Origin of the sequence: Shewanella sp. S23-S33 (assembly GCF_043359565.1) — a bacterium.
Taxonomy (GTDB): domain Bacteria; phylum Pseudomonadota; class Gammaproteobacteria; order Enterobacterales; family Shewanellaceae; genus Shewanella; species Shewanella oncorhynchi.
In genome coordinates, this window is the sequence record NZ_JBHFFD010000029.1 from 33,354 (window position 1) to 50,238 (window position 16,885).

The 16,885-nt window shown below is 46.9% G+C and carries 14 protein-coding genes; 6 read left to right on the forward strand and 8 right to left on the reverse strand.

The window, feature by feature from the left end; all coding sequences use genetic code 11:
* Positions 1–291 precede the first annotated feature (291 nt).
* Positions 292–2,625, forward strand: coding sequence for a M4 family metallopeptidase (locus ACHA99_RS08955; RefSeq protein WP_393942266.1), 2,334 nt, complete (start codon positions 292–294; stop codon positions 2,623–2,625).
* A gap of 188 nt (positions 2,626–2,813) precedes the next feature.
* On the opposite strand, the gene ACHA99_RS08960 is transcribed toward ACHA99_RS08955, so the two are convergent.
* The 3 genes from ACHA99_RS08960 to ACHA99_RS08970 are packed head-to-tail and all read right to left on the reverse strand — an operon-like array spanning position 2,814 to position 5,595.
* Entirely contained in the window at positions 2,814–3,365 is a 552-nt protein-coding gene (locus ACHA99_RS08960; RefSeq protein WP_105251231.1) for a response regulator transcription factor, read from the reverse strand.
* Entirely contained in the window at positions 3,362–4,672 is a 1,311-nt protein-coding gene (locus ACHA99_RS08965; RefSeq protein WP_393942268.1) for a sensor histidine kinase, read from the reverse strand. Before ACHA99_RS08965 ends, ACHA99_RS08960 begins: the two co-directional genes overlap by 4 nt.
* 8 nt (positions 4,673–4,680) lie before the next feature.
* Positions 4,681–5,595, reverse strand: a complete 915-nt coding sequence (locus ACHA99_RS08970; protein ID WP_393942270.1) for a dTDP-4-dehydrorhamnose reductase family protein — start codon at positions 5,593–5,595, stop codon at positions 4,681–4,683.
* 178 nt (positions 5,596–5,773) lie between these two features.
* Here ACHA99_RS08970 and ACHA99_RS08975 point away from each other — a divergent pair, with 178 nt between their 5' ends.
* Entirely contained in the window at positions 5,774–7,624 is a 1,851-nt protein-coding gene (locus tag ACHA99_RS08975) for an alkaline phosphatase D family protein (protein WP_393942302.1), read from the forward strand.
* 4 nt (positions 7,625–7,628) lie between these two features.
* Here ACHA99_RS08975 and ACHA99_RS08980 read toward each other — a convergent pair whose 3' ends face one another.
* The 4 genes from ACHA99_RS08980 to ACHA99_RS08995 all read right to left on the reverse strand — a co-directional run bounded on the left by ACHA99_RS08980 (position 7,629) and on the right by ACHA99_RS08995 (position 10,968).
* Entirely contained in the window at positions 7,629–8,021 is a 393-nt protein-coding gene (locus ACHA99_RS08980) for a hypothetical protein (protein ID WP_212600493.1), read from the reverse strand.
* A gap of 147 nt (positions 8,022–8,168) precedes the next feature.
* Entirely contained in the window at positions 8,169–9,086 is a 918-nt protein-coding gene (locus ACHA99_RS08985) for a pseudouridine synthase (RefSeq protein WP_393942272.1), read from the reverse strand.
* A gap of 53 nt (positions 9,087–9,139) precedes the next feature.
* Positions 9,140–9,715: an LON peptidase substrate-binding domain-containing protein gene (locus ACHA99_RS08990; protein ID WP_105251225.1), complete on the reverse strand. Its 576-nt coding sequence runs from the start codon at positions 9,713–9,715 to the stop codon at positions 9,140–9,142.
* 197 nt (positions 9,716–9,912) lie between these two features.
* A complete protein-coding gene (locus ACHA99_RS08995) occupies positions 9,913–10,968 on the reverse strand; it encodes an alpha/beta hydrolase (protein WP_393942274.1) in 1,056 nt (351 codons plus the stop codon).
* Positions 10,969–11,315: 347 nt separating this feature from the next.
* Between ACHA99_RS08995 and ACHA99_RS09000 the strand changes: the two genes are divergently transcribed.
* The 4 genes from ACHA99_RS09000 (at position 11,316) to ACHA99_RS09015 (ending at position 16,244) form a co-directional block, all read left to right on the forward strand.
* Positions 11,316–13,709 carry a TonB-dependent receptor plug domain-containing protein gene (locus ACHA99_RS09000; protein WP_393942276.1) on the forward strand — a complete coding sequence of 798 codons (2,394 nt, stop codon included), beginning with the start codon at positions 11,316–11,318 and terminating at the stop codon, positions 13,707–13,709.
* Between the two features lie 177 nt (positions 13,710–13,886).
* Positions 13,887–14,348, forward strand: coding sequence for a YhcH/YjgK/YiaL family protein (locus tag ACHA99_RS09005; RefSeq protein WP_105251222.1), 462 nt, complete (start codon positions 13,887–13,889; stop codon positions 14,346–14,348).
* Between the two features lie 143 nt (positions 14,349–14,491).
* Entirely contained in the window at positions 14,492–15,412 is a 921-nt protein-coding gene (locus ACHA99_RS09010; protein ID WP_393942279.1) for a manganese-dependent inorganic pyrophosphatase, read from the forward strand.
* 220 nt (positions 15,413–15,632) lie between these two features.
* The gene (locus tag ACHA99_RS09015; protein ID WP_393942281.1) at positions 15,633–16,244 is read left to right on the forward strand and encodes a DedA family protein; all 612 of its coding nucleotides are present in this window, start codon (positions 15,633–15,635) and stop codon (positions 16,242–16,244) included.
* Positions 16,245–16,289: 45 nt separating this feature from the next.
* Here the strand turns inward: ACHA99_RS09015 and ACHA99_RS09020 are convergent, their stop codons facing one another.
* The gene (locus ACHA99_RS09020; protein WP_113940127.1) at positions 16,290–16,733 is read right to left on the reverse strand and encodes an energy transducer TonB; all 444 of its coding nucleotides are present in this window, start codon (positions 16,731–16,733) and stop codon (positions 16,290–16,292) included.
* Positions 16,734–16,885 lie beyond the last annotated feature (152 nt).

Here is a 16,885-nt window from a genome sequence, read left to right on the forward strand (position 1 = left end):
CAAAAGTCCTAATTCAGATTTAAAAGCGTCTAAATGAACGTTGAAGATAGTTCCTTTGTACGATTGTTAACACTTTTACATTTAAATAACATCTAAGGTCATGCGGTCATTCACGCTTTGCGCAGAATAAAACCCTGAGAATTTCCGCCTGAGCAACAGCTCATTCTATTCGGCCATGGCAGAGGGATGCCGACGACCCTGTAGAAATCACAATAAAAAAACGCTCGCCCGAGCCAGTTAAGCTGTATGGCATTCCAACGTTATTTACAAAACGGAAAAAGGATTTCAAGCATGATGCTAAACAAAAAACTGTCGCTACTCTTCATTGCGGTGTCGGCCACTTTAGGCACATCGGCATTTGCTGCTGATGTTATCGATGTCGGCACTCTTAGAAGCGCGTCTTCAAGCAATAACTTAGTGTCTCAGTTCAGCTTAGACGCAGGTAGCCAACTCAAAGTCGAGAAAAAACTCAACCTAGGTCAAGGCAAGCAAAAACAACGTTTACAACAATATTTCCATGGTGTACCGGTTTATGGTTTCTCTGTTGCGACGTCACAATCGAGCATGGGCTTTTACAGCGACATGTCTGGCCGTGTATTAAAAAATATTGAAAAATCGGCTGATTTTGTCAAACCCACTTTAACGGCTAATAAAGCGTTAGATATTGCGATCCGTGGCAAGTCTGACAAAGCCGTTGCAGGTCTAAAAGCTGAAAACAAACAAGCAAAATTATGGCTTTACCTCGATGATGCCGCTAAAACTCGCCTCGTTTATGTGACCTCATTTGTAGTATATGGCGATGAGCCAAGCCGACCATTCACTATGGTTGACGCGCACTCAGGTGAAGTGATTAAGCGTTGGGAAGGGATTAACCATGCTGCAACCGGCACAGGTCCAGGCGGTAACATTAAGACAGGCCAATACGAATACGGTACTGATTTTTCTAGCTTAGACGTTGAAGTGAGCGGTGACACTTGCACCATGAACTCACCTAACGTGAAAACCGTTAACCTAAACGGTGCCACATCAGGCGCCACACCCTTCTCTTATACTTGTCCGCGCAATACAGTCAAAGAGATCAACGGTGCTTACTCGCCATTAAACGATGCGCACTACTTCGGCAACGTGATCTACAAGATGTATAGCGAGTGGTACAACACTGCACCGTTAACCTTTCAGTTAACGATGCGAGTTCACTACAGCAACAACTACGAAAACGCTTTCTGGGACGGCAGTGCTATGACCTTCGGTGATGGCGCAACAACCTTCCACCCATTAGTGAGCTTAGATGTCTCGGCACACGAAGTGAGTCACGGTTTCACTGAACAAAACTCAGGGCTGGTTTACGCAGATCAATCTGGCGGCATGAACGAAGCCTTCTCAGATATGGCGGGTGAAGCCGCTGAATTTTACATGCACGGCACAAACGACTGGTTAGTCGGCGCCGATATCTTTAAAGGCAGTGGTGCACTGCGCTACATGGCAGATCCAACCTTAGACGGTATCTCAATCGGTCATATCGACGATTACTATGATGGCATCGACGTGCACCACAGTTCAGGTGTATTCAATAAAGCTTTCTACACTTTATCTAACTTACCGGGTTGGGATACGCGCAAAGCATTCCAAACATTTGTAGTCGCTAACCAATTATATTGGACGGCGGACAGCTTATTCTGGCAAGGCGCCTGTGGTGTTAAATCGGCCGCAACTGACTTAGGCTTAAGTGCTGACGATGTGGTTACTGCGTTTGCCGCTGTGGGTATCACACCTTGTGAAACGCCACCACCACCGCCACCACCAGAAGCTACTGAACTCGCCAACGGTGTTGCTGTGACAGGTTTAGCGGGTGCGTCAGGTAGCAAAAAATACTACAAACTAGATGTCGCTAGCGGTGCAACTAACCTGAGCTTCAATATGTCAGGCGGCACAGGTGATGCGGACATGTATGTTAAATTTGGTCAAGCGCCGACGTCTAGCAGCTATGACTGTCGTCCATACAAGTCAGGTAATGCCGAAAGCTGTGCTATTGATCCTGCTCAAACGGGAACTTATTGGGTGATGGTCAGCGGCTATAGCAGCTACACAGGTGTGAGCCTAGTGGGTGCTTATGACGGCGATGACACACCAAACCAAGCTCCAACTGCAGGCTTTACTGCAAGCTTTGCTAACGGTAACGGCAGCTTCACAAGCACCAGTACTGACAGCGATGGCGACCTGACGTCATGGAACTGGGATTTTGGTGATGGTACAAATGCCGCAGGTGCGAGTGTCAATCATCAGTATGCCCAGTCAGGCAGCTACACAGTCACACTGACTGTAACTGACAACGATGGCGCAACAGCAAGCACTTCGGCAGAATTTGCGGTTGAAGTCCCTGAAGTCGCGTTAGAAATGGCAGTAAAAAATGCGAACAAATCTCGTCGCGGTAGCATACGTGTTGCACTCGAATGGGATGGTCACAACGCTGATGAGTACACTATCTTCCGTAACGGTGTTGCGGTGGGTACTTCAAGCAGCTCATCGTTTATTGACCGTTTCACCGACCTAGCTGGCGCAAGCTTCACCTATAAAGTATGTGAAACTAACGGCCCTTGCTCAAACGAAGAAACCGTTACTTTTTAATCGCATAACCTAATCGTGCAATGGCGCTAGCGTAAAATCCTAGCGCTAATTCATCGATTCACTTCTCGTTTTCTTGTTAATGCCACTCGGCCCTTTTGAGTGGCATTTTTTATGGTCAAACGCTCAGCCTCAGCACCTCATCAGGTTTGCCTTAAGCTGTTGCCCCTTGCCCACACGTGGATGAATCGTTACTTCAAATGTCCACTTTCACCCACAGGTTTTTTGAGCAACTTACGTTGTAAGGTGCGACGATGCATTCCCAATTGGCGAGCCGTGGCGGACACATTGCCTTGGTTAGCATTGAGCACTTGCTGAATATGCTCCCACTCCAAACGCTTAGGATTCAGTGGCGAATCGTCGACTTCATCTTCTTGAAGAGTATGGGAATGCCCATCCATTTCAAGTGCGGCGAGCAAGGTTTGGGTATCCACAGGTTTAGCTAAATAATTATCGGCGCCGAGACGAATCGCTTCCACCGCAGTAGCGATACTGGCGTAGCCGGTGAGTAAAACCATAGTCACCTTGGGCAGCAGATGACGCAGCGGCACAATTAACCCTAAGCCATTGGCTTCGGCAAGCTTCATATCTAAAAGAATATGGCTAGGACGAAACTCCCGCGCCACCAGCAGAGCATCGCTGGCATCATGGGTTAATCGGCATTCAAAGCCATGGCGTGTTAATCGGCGGCCTAAAATACTCGCAAGGGAAAGGTCATCCTCTACAATCAACAAACGTTTCATGAATTTACCTCGTCACTAACCTTAGTCTTGTGCGATACAGACGACGCCAGCTCCCTTAATATAGTGAAACGAATTTGTGCCACAGTGCCACCTTGGGGATGATTAGCCAAAATCAACTCTGCGCCCAAACGCTCTAAACTGGCATGACTGAGTAGCAAAGCGACACCTAAACCCTTGGGACTTTCTATGAGTAAGGTGCCCAACTGTGGCAATAAATCGGGCGCGATACCAGTGCCATAATCGCGGATCTGCAAGTAGATCTGCTCTTCGTTTGGCGCTATATCTAAACTGATATCCACATGCGGCGCACCTATGGTTTCGGCGCTAGCGCGGGCAGCATTTTCAATCAAGGCCATGATGGCTGGCGTTAAACTCATATCAGTCAGAATACTTTGCTCTGCCAGTTGTTCAGGCATACAAGTGATCAACCAATTAAGTTCAGTTTGCGGCATTAACAACAAGGTTTTTTGCTTTAAACTGTCCACCAGCTCAATGATCTTTAGTGGGCGCTGGCGGCGATCGCGGATCGACTCCGTCGCTAATCTCAGCTCGGCAAGCGTATGTTCACAGCGACCTAACGCAGTTTCCATCTCGACAATCGTTATCGAGGTATCGCTCATGTCTTCTTTTACTTCATCGAGTAATAACCTCAGACTCGAGAGCGGCGTGGCCAATTGATGCGCCATCTGCGCCGATACTGTACCTAGGGCTAAGAGTTGCTCCTGACGCAATTGCCCTTCGCGCATATAAGCTAACTGCGCATCTTGGCGGCGCATACGCTTAGTGATTAACGCTACGCTGGTTGTCATCACCAAAGCTGAAATCACAAAGTTGAACCACATGCCTAAATAGTGGGAACTCATGTCCATACCGTGGTGCTGCATGGGGGATTCGGGCACAGTAAAGATCATCAGGCTGTAGGCAAAGGTTGAAATAGCCGTCAGTGCCCAAGGCGCCCAGATCGGCAAAGTCACAGCAGCAAGTGCAATCGGCAACAGTAATAACGAGATAAACGCATTGGTCGCGCCGCCGGAAAAGTGCAACCAAGATATCCAAAATAATGTGTCTAAGCTGAGCGCAATAAAAAGGCCGCGCTCCTTAGCAAATAAGGGTTTACGTAGCGCCAATGTGAGCGAAAGGTATAACACCTCTAGCACTAACACATGCACTAACGGCTCCATTTGCAGGCTAAGACCAAAAGTATCGGCGGCAAACGTGGTTAAGCCTATTTGCAGCAACAAACCTAAGGTCCGCAGTAATGCGACTTGGTCGGCAGCCTGTAGACTGGTCCCTAAGATCTTAGCCATGGCGATTCCTACAGAGTGAGTCCGAGCATGGCAAGTGCACCACTCGATTGTGCTAATGCTTGGCGCACGCCAGTGGCAAAATTGATTTCAGAACTAATCCCCAGCGCAGCTAAACGCGCACAGCTTAAGGTGCAATCCCTTGGCCGCTTGGCGTTATCTGTCGGCGTCGACTCAGATGTTAAGTACGCTGTACTGAGTTGTAAAATCTCTCCTAAGGTCAACAACATCTGATACTTAGTCATAGTCTCTGCGGCGCTAAAGTGATAAATCCCCTGCACTATTGGCGCTACAATATGCTGTGCAATCATCTTGTCTATGGCTTGGGCAATATCGGCGGTCGAGGTTGGACTGCGTATCGCCCAATGATCAACACCCTGAGCGCGACGCTCAATCAATTGGTTAACCAGCACTAGCACAGCAGATTCACTCAGCTTTTCTACTTGGCCGTAAAGGATTGGCAAGCGTAGCACGGCAAAATCAGCGCGAGTGTCTAGCACTATCTCTTCGCCCTTTAGCTTAGATTCACCATAAAAATTAACCGGATGAGTGGCTGCATCTTCAGCGTACTTAGGTTGAGTGCCATCGAACACATAGTCAGTGGAAATATAGATAAGCCAAGCATTATTGGCCTTAGCGGCTATAGCTAAGGCTTGGCTGGCGGTTAAGTTAAGCGCCAATGCCGCCTGCGGATTCTGCTCGGAAACATCGGGGCGACGCTCGGCGGCGCAGTGCACTATCACTTGCGGTTGCTCGCGGGCGATAAATGCCTCGACATCCAAAGGGGCGGTAAGATCGAGTTTATGCACTCGTTCACTTGCGCGGCTAAAACCCGTGGCGATAACCTCATGTCCTGTTAATTCAAGCTGTTTTACGACAGCTCGGCCGAGTAGCCCTGTCGCGCCTGTTACCATAATCTTAGCCATATCGCCCCATTCAGTTTCAACGCATATTTATGGCTAACAATTCTAAAAGCTTTTCATATTCAACGCACTTGTTTACTCTTCTAAACCAAACTTACTTAGGGTTAACTCATGCAAGATTAACCCAAATACCCATAGGCAGAATTTGAGTACGACACTTCCTCTGATATTAGCTGGCCCCATGCTGCGCCACTGCGATGCCTCACACTTTACCCTGTGGTTTGTAAGTCGTGAGCCATTAACTGAACTTAAGCTGCGTCTTGGTGAGCAAGAGTACCTATTACAGGATGCAGATTTACACTATGTGCCACTTGGGCAACATGCCCATCAATATCTAATAATACTGTCGCGCCCAGAGTTGCTCGCGCCCAATATCGTCACACCTTACCAAGTGTCTGCCGCTCAGCATGGTGATATTTTTGCCACGATAAGCCAGCTAAACTACGGCGATGCGTCGACGCCAAGTGTACGTTTTACCCCTGAATTAACCCAAGTATTCCACGGTTCCTGCCGCAATCCGCATCACCACAGTGACGATGCACTGGTCGCCGCCGATACCCATTTAGCCAAGATAATCAACAGAGGTGCGGAGGATGATCGCCCTGCACTTATCATAATGAGTGGCGATCAGGTCTATATTGATGATGTTGCGGGACCTATGTTAAGCGCCATAGGGCAAGTCATCGATTTGCTTGGTCTTAAACATGAGCAATTTGAAGGGGCGAACATTGCCAGTAGTGAAGTGCTGCATTATCAGCCCGCCGATTTATATCAGCGCCATAAAAATCTGCTGCCACACACTCAATATCCAGCAAAAACCGCGCTTTGGCGTTGGTATCGCAATCACCCCATTTTTACCTCCTCTATCGCCGTAAATCATTTGGTCAGCCTAAATGAAATCATCGCCCTGTATTTACTCACTTGGTCACCTGAGCTGTGGGAATTAGTGAATATCTCGAAGGATGTCGATGGCTTATCACCCGCCAATACCGCCCGCTGGCAAAATGAGTGGCAACACTTGCTTGGCTTTAAAGCTGGGCTGGGGCAAGTCAGGCGCTTTATGGCGCACATTCCCGTTTATATGATGTTTGATGACCACGACGTCACCGATGATTGGAACCTGACGGCTAAATGGGAACAAGCGGCCTACGAACACGCATTTTCGAAACGCATCATTGGTAATGCCTTAATCGGCTACACCTTATTCCAAGGACTTGGCAACGCGCCTGATAAATTTGCCGCCGATATCCGCCCGCTGCTCGATGCGTTTTTTGCGCGACAAGAAAACGAAAGTCAGGATCTGCTCATCGATGAATTACTTAAATTTGAGCAGTGGCATTACACCTTAGAGTCCTCGCCCAAACTGGTCGTGCTCGATACCCGTACCCGCCGCTGGCGCAGTGAATCTAATCTTGCAAAACCTTCCGGCTTGATGGATTGGGAGGCCTTAATGGATTTGCAGCAAGAGTTACTCGGCCAGTCGAAGGTCATTATCGTCTCACCTGCGCCCATGTTTGGGGTCAAGTTGATTGAAGCTGTTCAGCGTACAGCCACTCTGATCGGCGGTTCCCTGTTAGTAGACGCCGAAAACTGGATGGCCCACCCGGGGGCCGCCAATGCACTGCTGAGTATTTTTATGCACCGTAAAACCCCAGAGGAGTTTGTGATCCTCTCTGGCGATGTGCATTACTCCTTTAGTTACGACATCAGTATTCGTTTTAGACGCAGTAGCCCTAACATCTACCAAATCACCTGCAGCGGTATTAAAAATCACTTCCCTGAGAAGCTGTTACCGATTTTCGATAAACTCAATGGCTGGTTTTATGGCCACTTTTCACCACTTAACTTGCTGACAAAACGTAAACGTATGTTGCTGCGCGGCAGGCGACCAAATGGTGAGCCGAGTAAACGTCTAGTGAATAAAAGCGGAATAGGTATGTTGGAATTAGCTGATGATGGTGCACCAACAAAAATTGCGGTTTTACATGGCGATATGAGCGAAACCCTGTTCGAACCACCCAAACAGGAATAACAGATTAAACGGGTTTATTATGTTTAACCGTTTCAGGCTGAGTGGCACCAGAGCCAGAATCCATCAAGGGCGTATTTTTGGATAACGCTTCATCGGTTTTAGCAGGTTTTGGCTGAGCCTGATTGAAAATCAGTGCTTCTGGCTGCGACTTATTCGACGGTTTTTCATGCGCCATTTGATCCCAAATGATCTTAGGGCTTTGATCTCGCTCGGCATCGGCTTCTGCTGTCGATGTGCCAGACGAACTTGGTTTCTTCGGTTCAATCACCGCACTCGCCTTACGGATCTCGGCGGCAATGTCATTCAGATAAGGCTGCTTAGTCCAGTCACCAAAATACATGGCTCCCACTAATACTGCAGCGCAAAGCAAGATAGAGAAGATCGCAGATTTGGTCATAATGGACTTCCTTTAAACAATCGTAATATGGCTCCCTATGGCAGAGACTCAGATACTGCAGATTGTATTCATACCATCACAGGGCCAAGCACACAATTGCACCCAATTATTTCCTTTAAACAGACTGGAAATAATGCTTTCCGCTGACTAAAACTCAAAACCTTGACATTGCATATCGTGGTGCATCCCGCTCACTGGGTCAATAAAACGTAACCGCTGCGCCATCAACTTAAGAGGCGTGGCAAAGTTATCCGGCCCTTTGGGTAATAAGCTTGGATAAAATCTGTCGTTTAACAATGGCATACCTAAGCTTTGCATATGCACACGAAGTTGGTGGGTTTTACCGGTAATCGGGCTCAAATGAAATAAACCGACATCGCCTTTTACCGCCACTAAACTGATTTCGGAATGGGTATTTGCCTCGCCTTCCACGATTTTCATGGTAAAACTCGGGTCGCTCGGTTGCATACGGTTTGTTACCGTCCAGTGCAATGGCAAAGTTAAGCAGCCCTGTTGATATTGTTCAATAATCTCAGGAGTCAACTTGGCAATCGCTTGATAGTCTTTACGAATCGCATCGTCAATAAAGAGTTGATGATAGAGCGCGCGGGTTTCAGGCGCGACCGTCATCAGGATCACTCCAGCGGTTTCACGATCAAGCCTATGAGCGGGCGCGATAGTATCAATGCCAGTACGCAATCTTAGTCTATGCACCAAACATTCGTTCACATAGTTGCCACTTGGCGTCACAGGCAAAAAGTGTGGCTTATAGGCCAAAATGACATTGTCATCTTGGAATAGGACCTGTTCTTCGAAGGGAATTTTCGCTTCAACCGGCACTTCACGGTAGTAATACACCCGCGCCGCAGGGCGATATTCAGTGTCCAAGGCGATCAAACTGCCATCCCGCCAATGCACTTTTCCATCGAGGATCCGCTGACGCCATATATCTTCACCTATACGGGCAAAATGTTGTGCGAGAAAGGCAAACACTGTGGGTTTATCTGTGACATTCACAGGAAGCACTATGTAAGAAGGTTGGGCGGCGCGGGCAGATGCAGTCATATCACAAAAAAAGCGGCTATAGAAAGCCGCTATTCTAGCCTTTTTGTGGTTTTTCAGTCCACATGGGACTTGATGAGTTGCAGCACGAAGTCCAAGGTTTTGTGGCAATCTGGCTGATTCACTAACACTAATTTATCTTTGTTATACATAGGCAAAACCTCGAGCCAGCGTTGGCTCACCCAAGCGGCGTCTTCCAAATGCACTTGAGAATAAAGCTCAAACAGATCGGGATTCACCTCATAAAATTGCTCTAATGCGGCGCTTATCAACTCAAATTCACCTTTAATCGGCTCTTCTTGCCAGTTACGGCAAGGTAAAGTACGCGCCATCCACAGCTTATCTTTGGCCTGCGCCGCTGAGAGGATGCTGACGCGTTGACGCCCTTCGAGCACTATGCTGAGTGAATCATCTTCTAGCTGATTAAAATCGATAATGTCACATTGGGTGGCAGTGGGATAACAGGGCGGACTACCACTGGGTCTAATGGTGGCAAAGGCGAGCACATACTTGCCCTTGAATACATCGGCCACCATGCGCAGATGACCTGGGTCAACCACACGAACCTCCACCCGTCCCTGTGGCAGTAACAAGGCATCGCGCATGAGTAACGCCATTTCTCGTGTTTGCATAGCAACCTCCTGCCCCAAATAGAAGGAAACGAACTCAATGCATTCATATTTCCTATTATTGTAGAGTGTAGCAGGTGAAAGAATTTCCTTCCTGAAGCCGCTGAGCGCACAAAGAAATTTGCGACCCCACTATTTTGAATCAGGGCATTTCGACCACGTCATGTCAAACCCAGTTTTCGAGACCAAATCACTTCAACCTAAAAGTGCTCTAGCCGATCCAGCACATTTCCCCTCGCAACAACCTCGGCAAACTCCTCGGCCAGACGTTCACTTAAGGCCACAGACGTACGCCAATATTGCATCCGTTGCACCGTATCCAGTTGTTTAAAATCTTCGCGGTCGGGGATTTTGCCAAAGGGTAATGAAGCCACAAATTCGACCGTTGGCGCCAACACGAGTGCATTGTGATAATTGGCTCGACCTTGACGCCACTTCAAGGATTTATCGAACCATCCTGGGCTGATCGTCGGATAAAAATGTGGATACAGCGTCAGCCCTGTGGCGTGGGATAAAGGCAAATCGAAGTGATAGTCGGTAATGCCGCCATCGTAATATTGTCCATCGGCAACGCCCTCAATTTGCGGCACTGGGGCTAGCAACAAAGGAATAGACCCCGTTGCTAACATCACAGCATCGACATTGGCCTCGGTTAATTCGGCCTGCCGACTGGGTAAATCATTGAGTTGCAAAAAGGGGGATGCTGCAGCTTGTTGACTAAAGACCACACGTTCAAAATGCCAGCCTAAACTTCGGCGGCTCAATAAGTTGGTCGCCGCCGTCATCGCCAGCCCCGCAGCGAGTGGTAACTTAGCCGTTAAACGATTTAAATGTTTGCCGCGGCACACCAACAAATGACTGTGGATATGAGAATTGTTGACGATCTCACTACCACCACTGGCGCCTAAAATCCCCTGCACTACGCCTTTAACTTGTGCACTGACTTCCTGCGGGGTTGGCATGCTGTCGTAACGCTGACCAATATAAAAATCCTCTAAGCGGCCATAGGCAGCAAGGGGATCTTGCTGCGCCAAACACGCTAAACGCCACGCCCCTGAAGATGCGCCGAGTGTATAAAGCGGTGTTTGTCTGGCTTTGAAAAACTCAGAAAACAGATACTTATCTAACCAAGCGATACCAAGCCATTTGGGTCCACCAGAGGCGGCAAGTAACTGGGTAAAATGTTCAGATTTAAGACCTTGTTCTGCCAAGGTATTAAATGCCGTTGCTCCCGCGAGAAATCGTAACGCTGACAAATCTGTGTTCCTTCAAACCAATGCCATCAAAGCGAAATAACGCATTAAACCACGATGGCGCACGTCAATAAACAATTCATATCATCGAGTTAACTCAGCCGCAATGTGCATGCGACAACCTGTATTGTGCCGTACGAAGCCTCAAAAGCACGCAGGTCGATAGTGAGGTTTTCATCAATATATTCAACTACATTTTAAATATTATTTAGAACACTAGGCTCTGAGTTAGCACATTTACGTCTAAATGTAACAATTGTTACAATGATAACCTTCTCGGCATCAGATTGTTATTTTATCTGCACACCTAAGTTCGAGTATTGGGTCACAAACATCATTGAGAGGTTTTTATGCGTCTAGCCGTTATCGCATTGGCAGTGTCATCCACACTGGTTATTCCAGCAGTCCAAGCCGAAGAGCAACAAACAGGCTTCGAAAAAATCGAGATCATAGGCTCACGCATAGCACTACGCACGGCAACTGACAGTGTTGCCCCGGTCGATATCATTACTGCCGAACAACTCGAATCAACAGGTATGACGGAAACCGCTAAAGCGCTGCAATTTGCGGCGCCAAGCTATAGCTTTCCATTCTCCTCGGTGACTGACGGTTCAGATGCGGTGCGCCCTGCGAGCTTACGCGGCCTGTCGCCAGACCACACCTTAGTACTCGTAAATGGCAAACGTCGCCATGGTTCTGCTCTAGTACATTTAAGCGGCACCATGGGAAAAGGCTCCTCTAACGTCGATTTAAATGCGATTCCAATGACAGCGATAAAACGCATTGAAATTCTCCGAGATGGAGCCTCGGCACAATACGGTTCAGATGCGATTGCTGGCGTGATTAACGTGGTACTCAAGGACAGCGATCAAGGGGGAAGCGTCTCTGCGCAAGCCGGACAAACCTACCAAGGTGACGGTGAGCAATGGCGTGTAGGCGTTAACCATGGGATCAGTTTAAGCAATGATGGCTTTGTCAATGTCGCCCTCGAAGCGCATCACAAAGACAGCACAAACCGCGTAGGGTTAGATCCACGGCAGCAATACCCTAAGTTAGCAGATGGCTCAGCAGATCCGCGCGAAGCGACATTTAACCGTAAGAGCCACCACGTTGGTGATGCCGAATATGATAATGTCGGTTTGTTTATCAATGCGGCTCAGCCAATATCTACCGACGGAAAACTGTATGCCTTTGGGGGTATTAGCCAACGTGAAACTAAATCGGGTGCTTTTTACCGTTTAGCTCTCGATGCCCGTAACTTACCCGAAGTGTATCCAGACGGTTTTTTACCGCAAATTAACCCCAAAATTATCGATTCATCTCTTACCCTAGGCTATGAATTCAACCTAAGTGACTGGGATATTGATACCTCAGTGGGATATGGCAAAAATTCATTTAACTATAATATCGTCAATACCTTAAATGCTTCCTTAGGCCCTGAAACTCCTACCGAGTTTGACGCAGGAACGTTATCGACCCGTGAAGCCAATATCAATTTGGATATTTCCCGTTATTTTGCCTTTATAAACGATTCTGAAATTCTGTTTGCGACCGGTGTTTCGTGGCGCCAAAACGGCTATGAAATTGAAGCCGGAGAAGAAGATTCGTATATCAATGGTGGCTATAATGGCAAAGCAGCGGGTAGCCAAGGCTTCACCGGTTTTACCCCTGAGTCTGAGGTTGATGAAACGCGCGATAACACAGGCATTTATGCCGAACTTGAAAACCAATTAACCAACGAGTTTTACTGGGCGGCAGCGCTACGCTACGAAAACTACTCTGACTTTGGCGGCAACACGAGCTGGAAACTCGCGGGTCGTTACGACTTTACCGACAACTTAGCCCTGCGTGGCACTATCAATACAGGCTTTAGAGCGCCGAGCGTACAACAACTGTACTTCAGCAATATCTCGACGTTATTTAATCCCGATCCAGTGACGGGGCAACTGGTTCCTATTGAATCAGGTACTTTCAACACCTTATCACCAGTGACAAAGGCGCTTGGGATTAACGAGCTAGAACCTGAAATATCTCAATCATTCAGTCTCGGTCTTGTTTATACCAATAACGCTGGCCTCGCGGTAACGCTCGACACTTACCAAATCGAGATTGATGACCGCATCATTTTATCTGGCGCTCTAAGACCCGCTGATAGCCCCGCGGTTGCGACCGCACTAGCAGGTACCAATGCTGATTCAGCACGCTTCTTCGTCAATGCCGTCGATAGCCGAACTCGCGGAGTCGATCTTGTTGTTAGCCAAGACTTTGATATTGGCACTTGGGGCGATTTACGGGCGAACTTAGCCTATGCCTATAATAAAACCGGGATCCAAGACATCAATCTACCCTCTATTTTAGGCGGATTAGACAAGAAACTCTTTGATAGTATAGAAAGAACCCGCATGACGTCTGCTACGCCGCATAACACGGGCAGTATTGGGCTGACCCATGAACTCGGGGATTTTAAAACCAATATCCGCTTAAACTACTTTGGTGACTATAGTGAAGGTTATTCAACGGGCGATGTAAACTATAGCGATCAATGGGTGATGGATCTGTCGGTAAGATACGCCGCCACTGATGCGCTAAGCTTTACCGCTGGGGTGCAAAACTTGTTTGATGTGTATCCAGAAAAACGACCAGATAACAATAACTTCAATGGTATCTTCGTATACCCATTAACCAATACCCCCTTTGGCTTTAATGGTGGCTACTACTTTTTAGAAGCCAAATACACTTACTAAACTCGTTTTAGCTAAGTTTAATAATACTTGATGTAGAAACAGGTCATTCAATGGCCTGTTTTTTATGCCGACATGTTTAGACCTGCTTCCAATCGACAAAGCTTATGTCCTAACTGTGATGATCAGATTATAATCTTTACCATTCGCCCATTTCACTTCCGCCATGTCGAGTAACCGATGATCGTCGATACCTTAAAAAACCGCCATATTTATCAATCCTTAAGCCCTCGGCTTGCGACTGCATTAGAACATCTAGCGACGACCGACTTTAGTCAGCTACCCGTAGGCAATTATCCCCTCGATGGCGACAATATTTTTGTGATAGTAAATGACTATCAAACCAAGCATAAGTCGACAGAACCCTTTGAAGTTCATCAAAAATATATCGATGTGCAATATGTTTTCAGCGGTGAAGAAGAGTTTGGTTACTTGCCACTAGCGGAGCAAACACCCTCGAAACCCTATTTTGAAAAACACGATTACGCCGAGTTTGATTACGAGGCAAACCAAGCCAATGCCTCTTATATCAAACTCAAAGCAGGCATGTTTGCGTTATTTTTCCCCGGTGACATGCATATGCCCGGCACAGGCGATATCGCCACGGCGGTGCGTAAAGTCGTGATAAAAGTGAAGATCTAAACCTTAAGCCATCTTTGCCGAACCTGAGCGTTCGATTTTTAGAAAAATAGCAACTGAAGAGCGCAGTGATATGCGCTTTGGCTATTTCCGATTAAAGCCAAATATTGCTAAAATTGTCACAAATTTAAAGGAGAGTCCCTGAAATGCCCATTTACGTTGTCGGTCACAAGATCCCCGATTCAGATTCAATCTGCGGTGCTATCGCGTTAGCCTATTTAAAAAACCAAATCGGTGAAGAAGCCATTGCCGCACGTTTAGGTGAATTGTCACCCGAAACCGCTTTTATTCTGAAACGTTTCGGCTTCGAAGCACCGGAATACAAAACCAGCTACGCTGGCGAGCAAGTGTATATCGTTGACCATTCAGAACTGACTCAAGCACCGGATGATATCGCCCAAGCGACTATCGTCGGGATTGTTGATCACCACAAGTTAGGCGATCTGACCACAGATACCCCGTTAGAATGCTGGATCCGCCCAGTAGGTTGCAGCAACACAGTGATCAAGATGATGTTCGACTTTTACCAAGTCGCTATCCCTAAAAATATCGCTGGCATCATGATGTGCGCCATTTTGAGCGATACCGTGATTTTCAAATCACCCACTTGTACCACTGCCGACATTCGCTGCGTTGAAGCATTAGCTGAGATCGCTGGCGTTGAAGATTTCAAAGAACTGGGCATGGAAATGTTCAAAGTGAAATCCGCCGTCCAAGGCACACCAGCACGCGACCTCGTTATGCGTGACTTTAAAGACTTCAACATGAACGGTAACTTGGTCGGTATCGGCCAGTTAGAAGTGATCGACCTGTCAGTATTTGACGATATCAAGGCCGAGCTAGAAGCCGATATCAAAGCACTCAAAGTGGAAGGTAACCGCCACAGCGTTTTATTACTGCTGACTGACATCATGAAAGAAGGTTCAGAGTTGTTGATTGTGTCTGACGATACGCAGCTGACCCAACGTGCCTACGGTAAAGATACCGTCGATGGCAAAGTGTGGTTAGACGGCGTATTAAGCCGTAAGAAACAAGTAGTACCACAGCTACAAGCTGCATTCGCCTAGACATTATATCGTCGCCGAATCGCAACAGTAATAGCGTATTAAGGCCGAACTCAGTTCGGCCTTTTATATTTTTAAGACAAAATTGATATCCTCAGTGCCTTAGCCCTGCTAATCACTGCAAATGAAAACGGGCATGAAACTTTGCTCATAAATCTATCCAGCCAGAGAAGTTGGCGAGTATGATGGGCCAATCTTCACACTAATTTGATCACTTTCATCTATGCCAGAAGCGCTACAACATATCATCACCGAACTCACGCCTTGGCTGCAGCAATATGGCTATGTGCTGCTATTTGTCGCGATTGCTGTCGAGGGTTTTGGTATTCCAGCGCCAGGGCAATCCTTATTAATTGTCGCCAGTTTATTAGCCGCTACAGGGCAAATGTCGCTACCATTGGTGTTAATCGTCGCTGCTTGCGCTGCACTCTGCGGTAACAGTTTAGGATATTTTATCGGCTGGCGCTTTGGCGACGTATTACTCAAAAAAGGTTGGATAAAGCCGCAATTGGAAGACAAAATCCATGGCGTTATCGGTCAATATGGCATTGCCGCTTTAGTGTTGAGTCGTTTTGTTGAGGGATTAAAACAATTTATGTTTATCGGCTGCGGTCTCGCTAAAATGCCACTAAAACAATTTGTGATTGGCAATGCTCTCGCCACTAGCATTTGGGTGACGCTCTTTGGATTAGGCCCAGTGTTAATCCGCGATGAAATCGCTCCCATGCTGGCGTTTTACCACCAGCATAAGTACCCCACATGGGCCATGGTCAGCCTGATACTCGCCGCACTAATCACTTTTACTTGGCGCAGGTGGCAAACCAAAAATCCGTAGTAGGCAATTAAGCCTTGCTTACTACTTAAAATAGTTAAGTTACCGTTAGCCACATACTAATTGCGTTTGTTGCTTACAGGCATTTTGAGATTGTTCCGTCGACTCATTGCCTATACAAAAATCTAACCTTATGGTTCTTCTTTCAGAAGTCATTACGTTCGTAGCGGCAGTGGGCACCCAGTTCCATTTTTTTAATATCTGACTTGAGTATTTACCCAGCGATTTTTGAGGAACAGATTTAACGACTTCGATATTTTCGGCCTTACCCGACTCTGAAATATCAAAAGACATGACAGCACAACCAGCAATGCCCGAACGAGCGAGTTCCATTGGATATTGCGGGGCACTTTTATTTTCACGTTCCCAAATAAAACCACTCGTTGGTTTTATATCTGTAACTTGCACATCCCCATACACATTATGACTTTTTGCAAAACAATAGTTTGATACCGCAAAAATAACCAAGGCGGATAAAATTGAACACTTCATATACACTCCATTGTTTAATGAATTAAAATAATGCCTTATCACTAATTATCTTTTGATTAATAACCACTAACCCTGATAGTACTTAAGTGGTTAATAACATTAATATTCCTAATACTTATTCACTCAAACCAATGACTCTAAATAAATAGTAA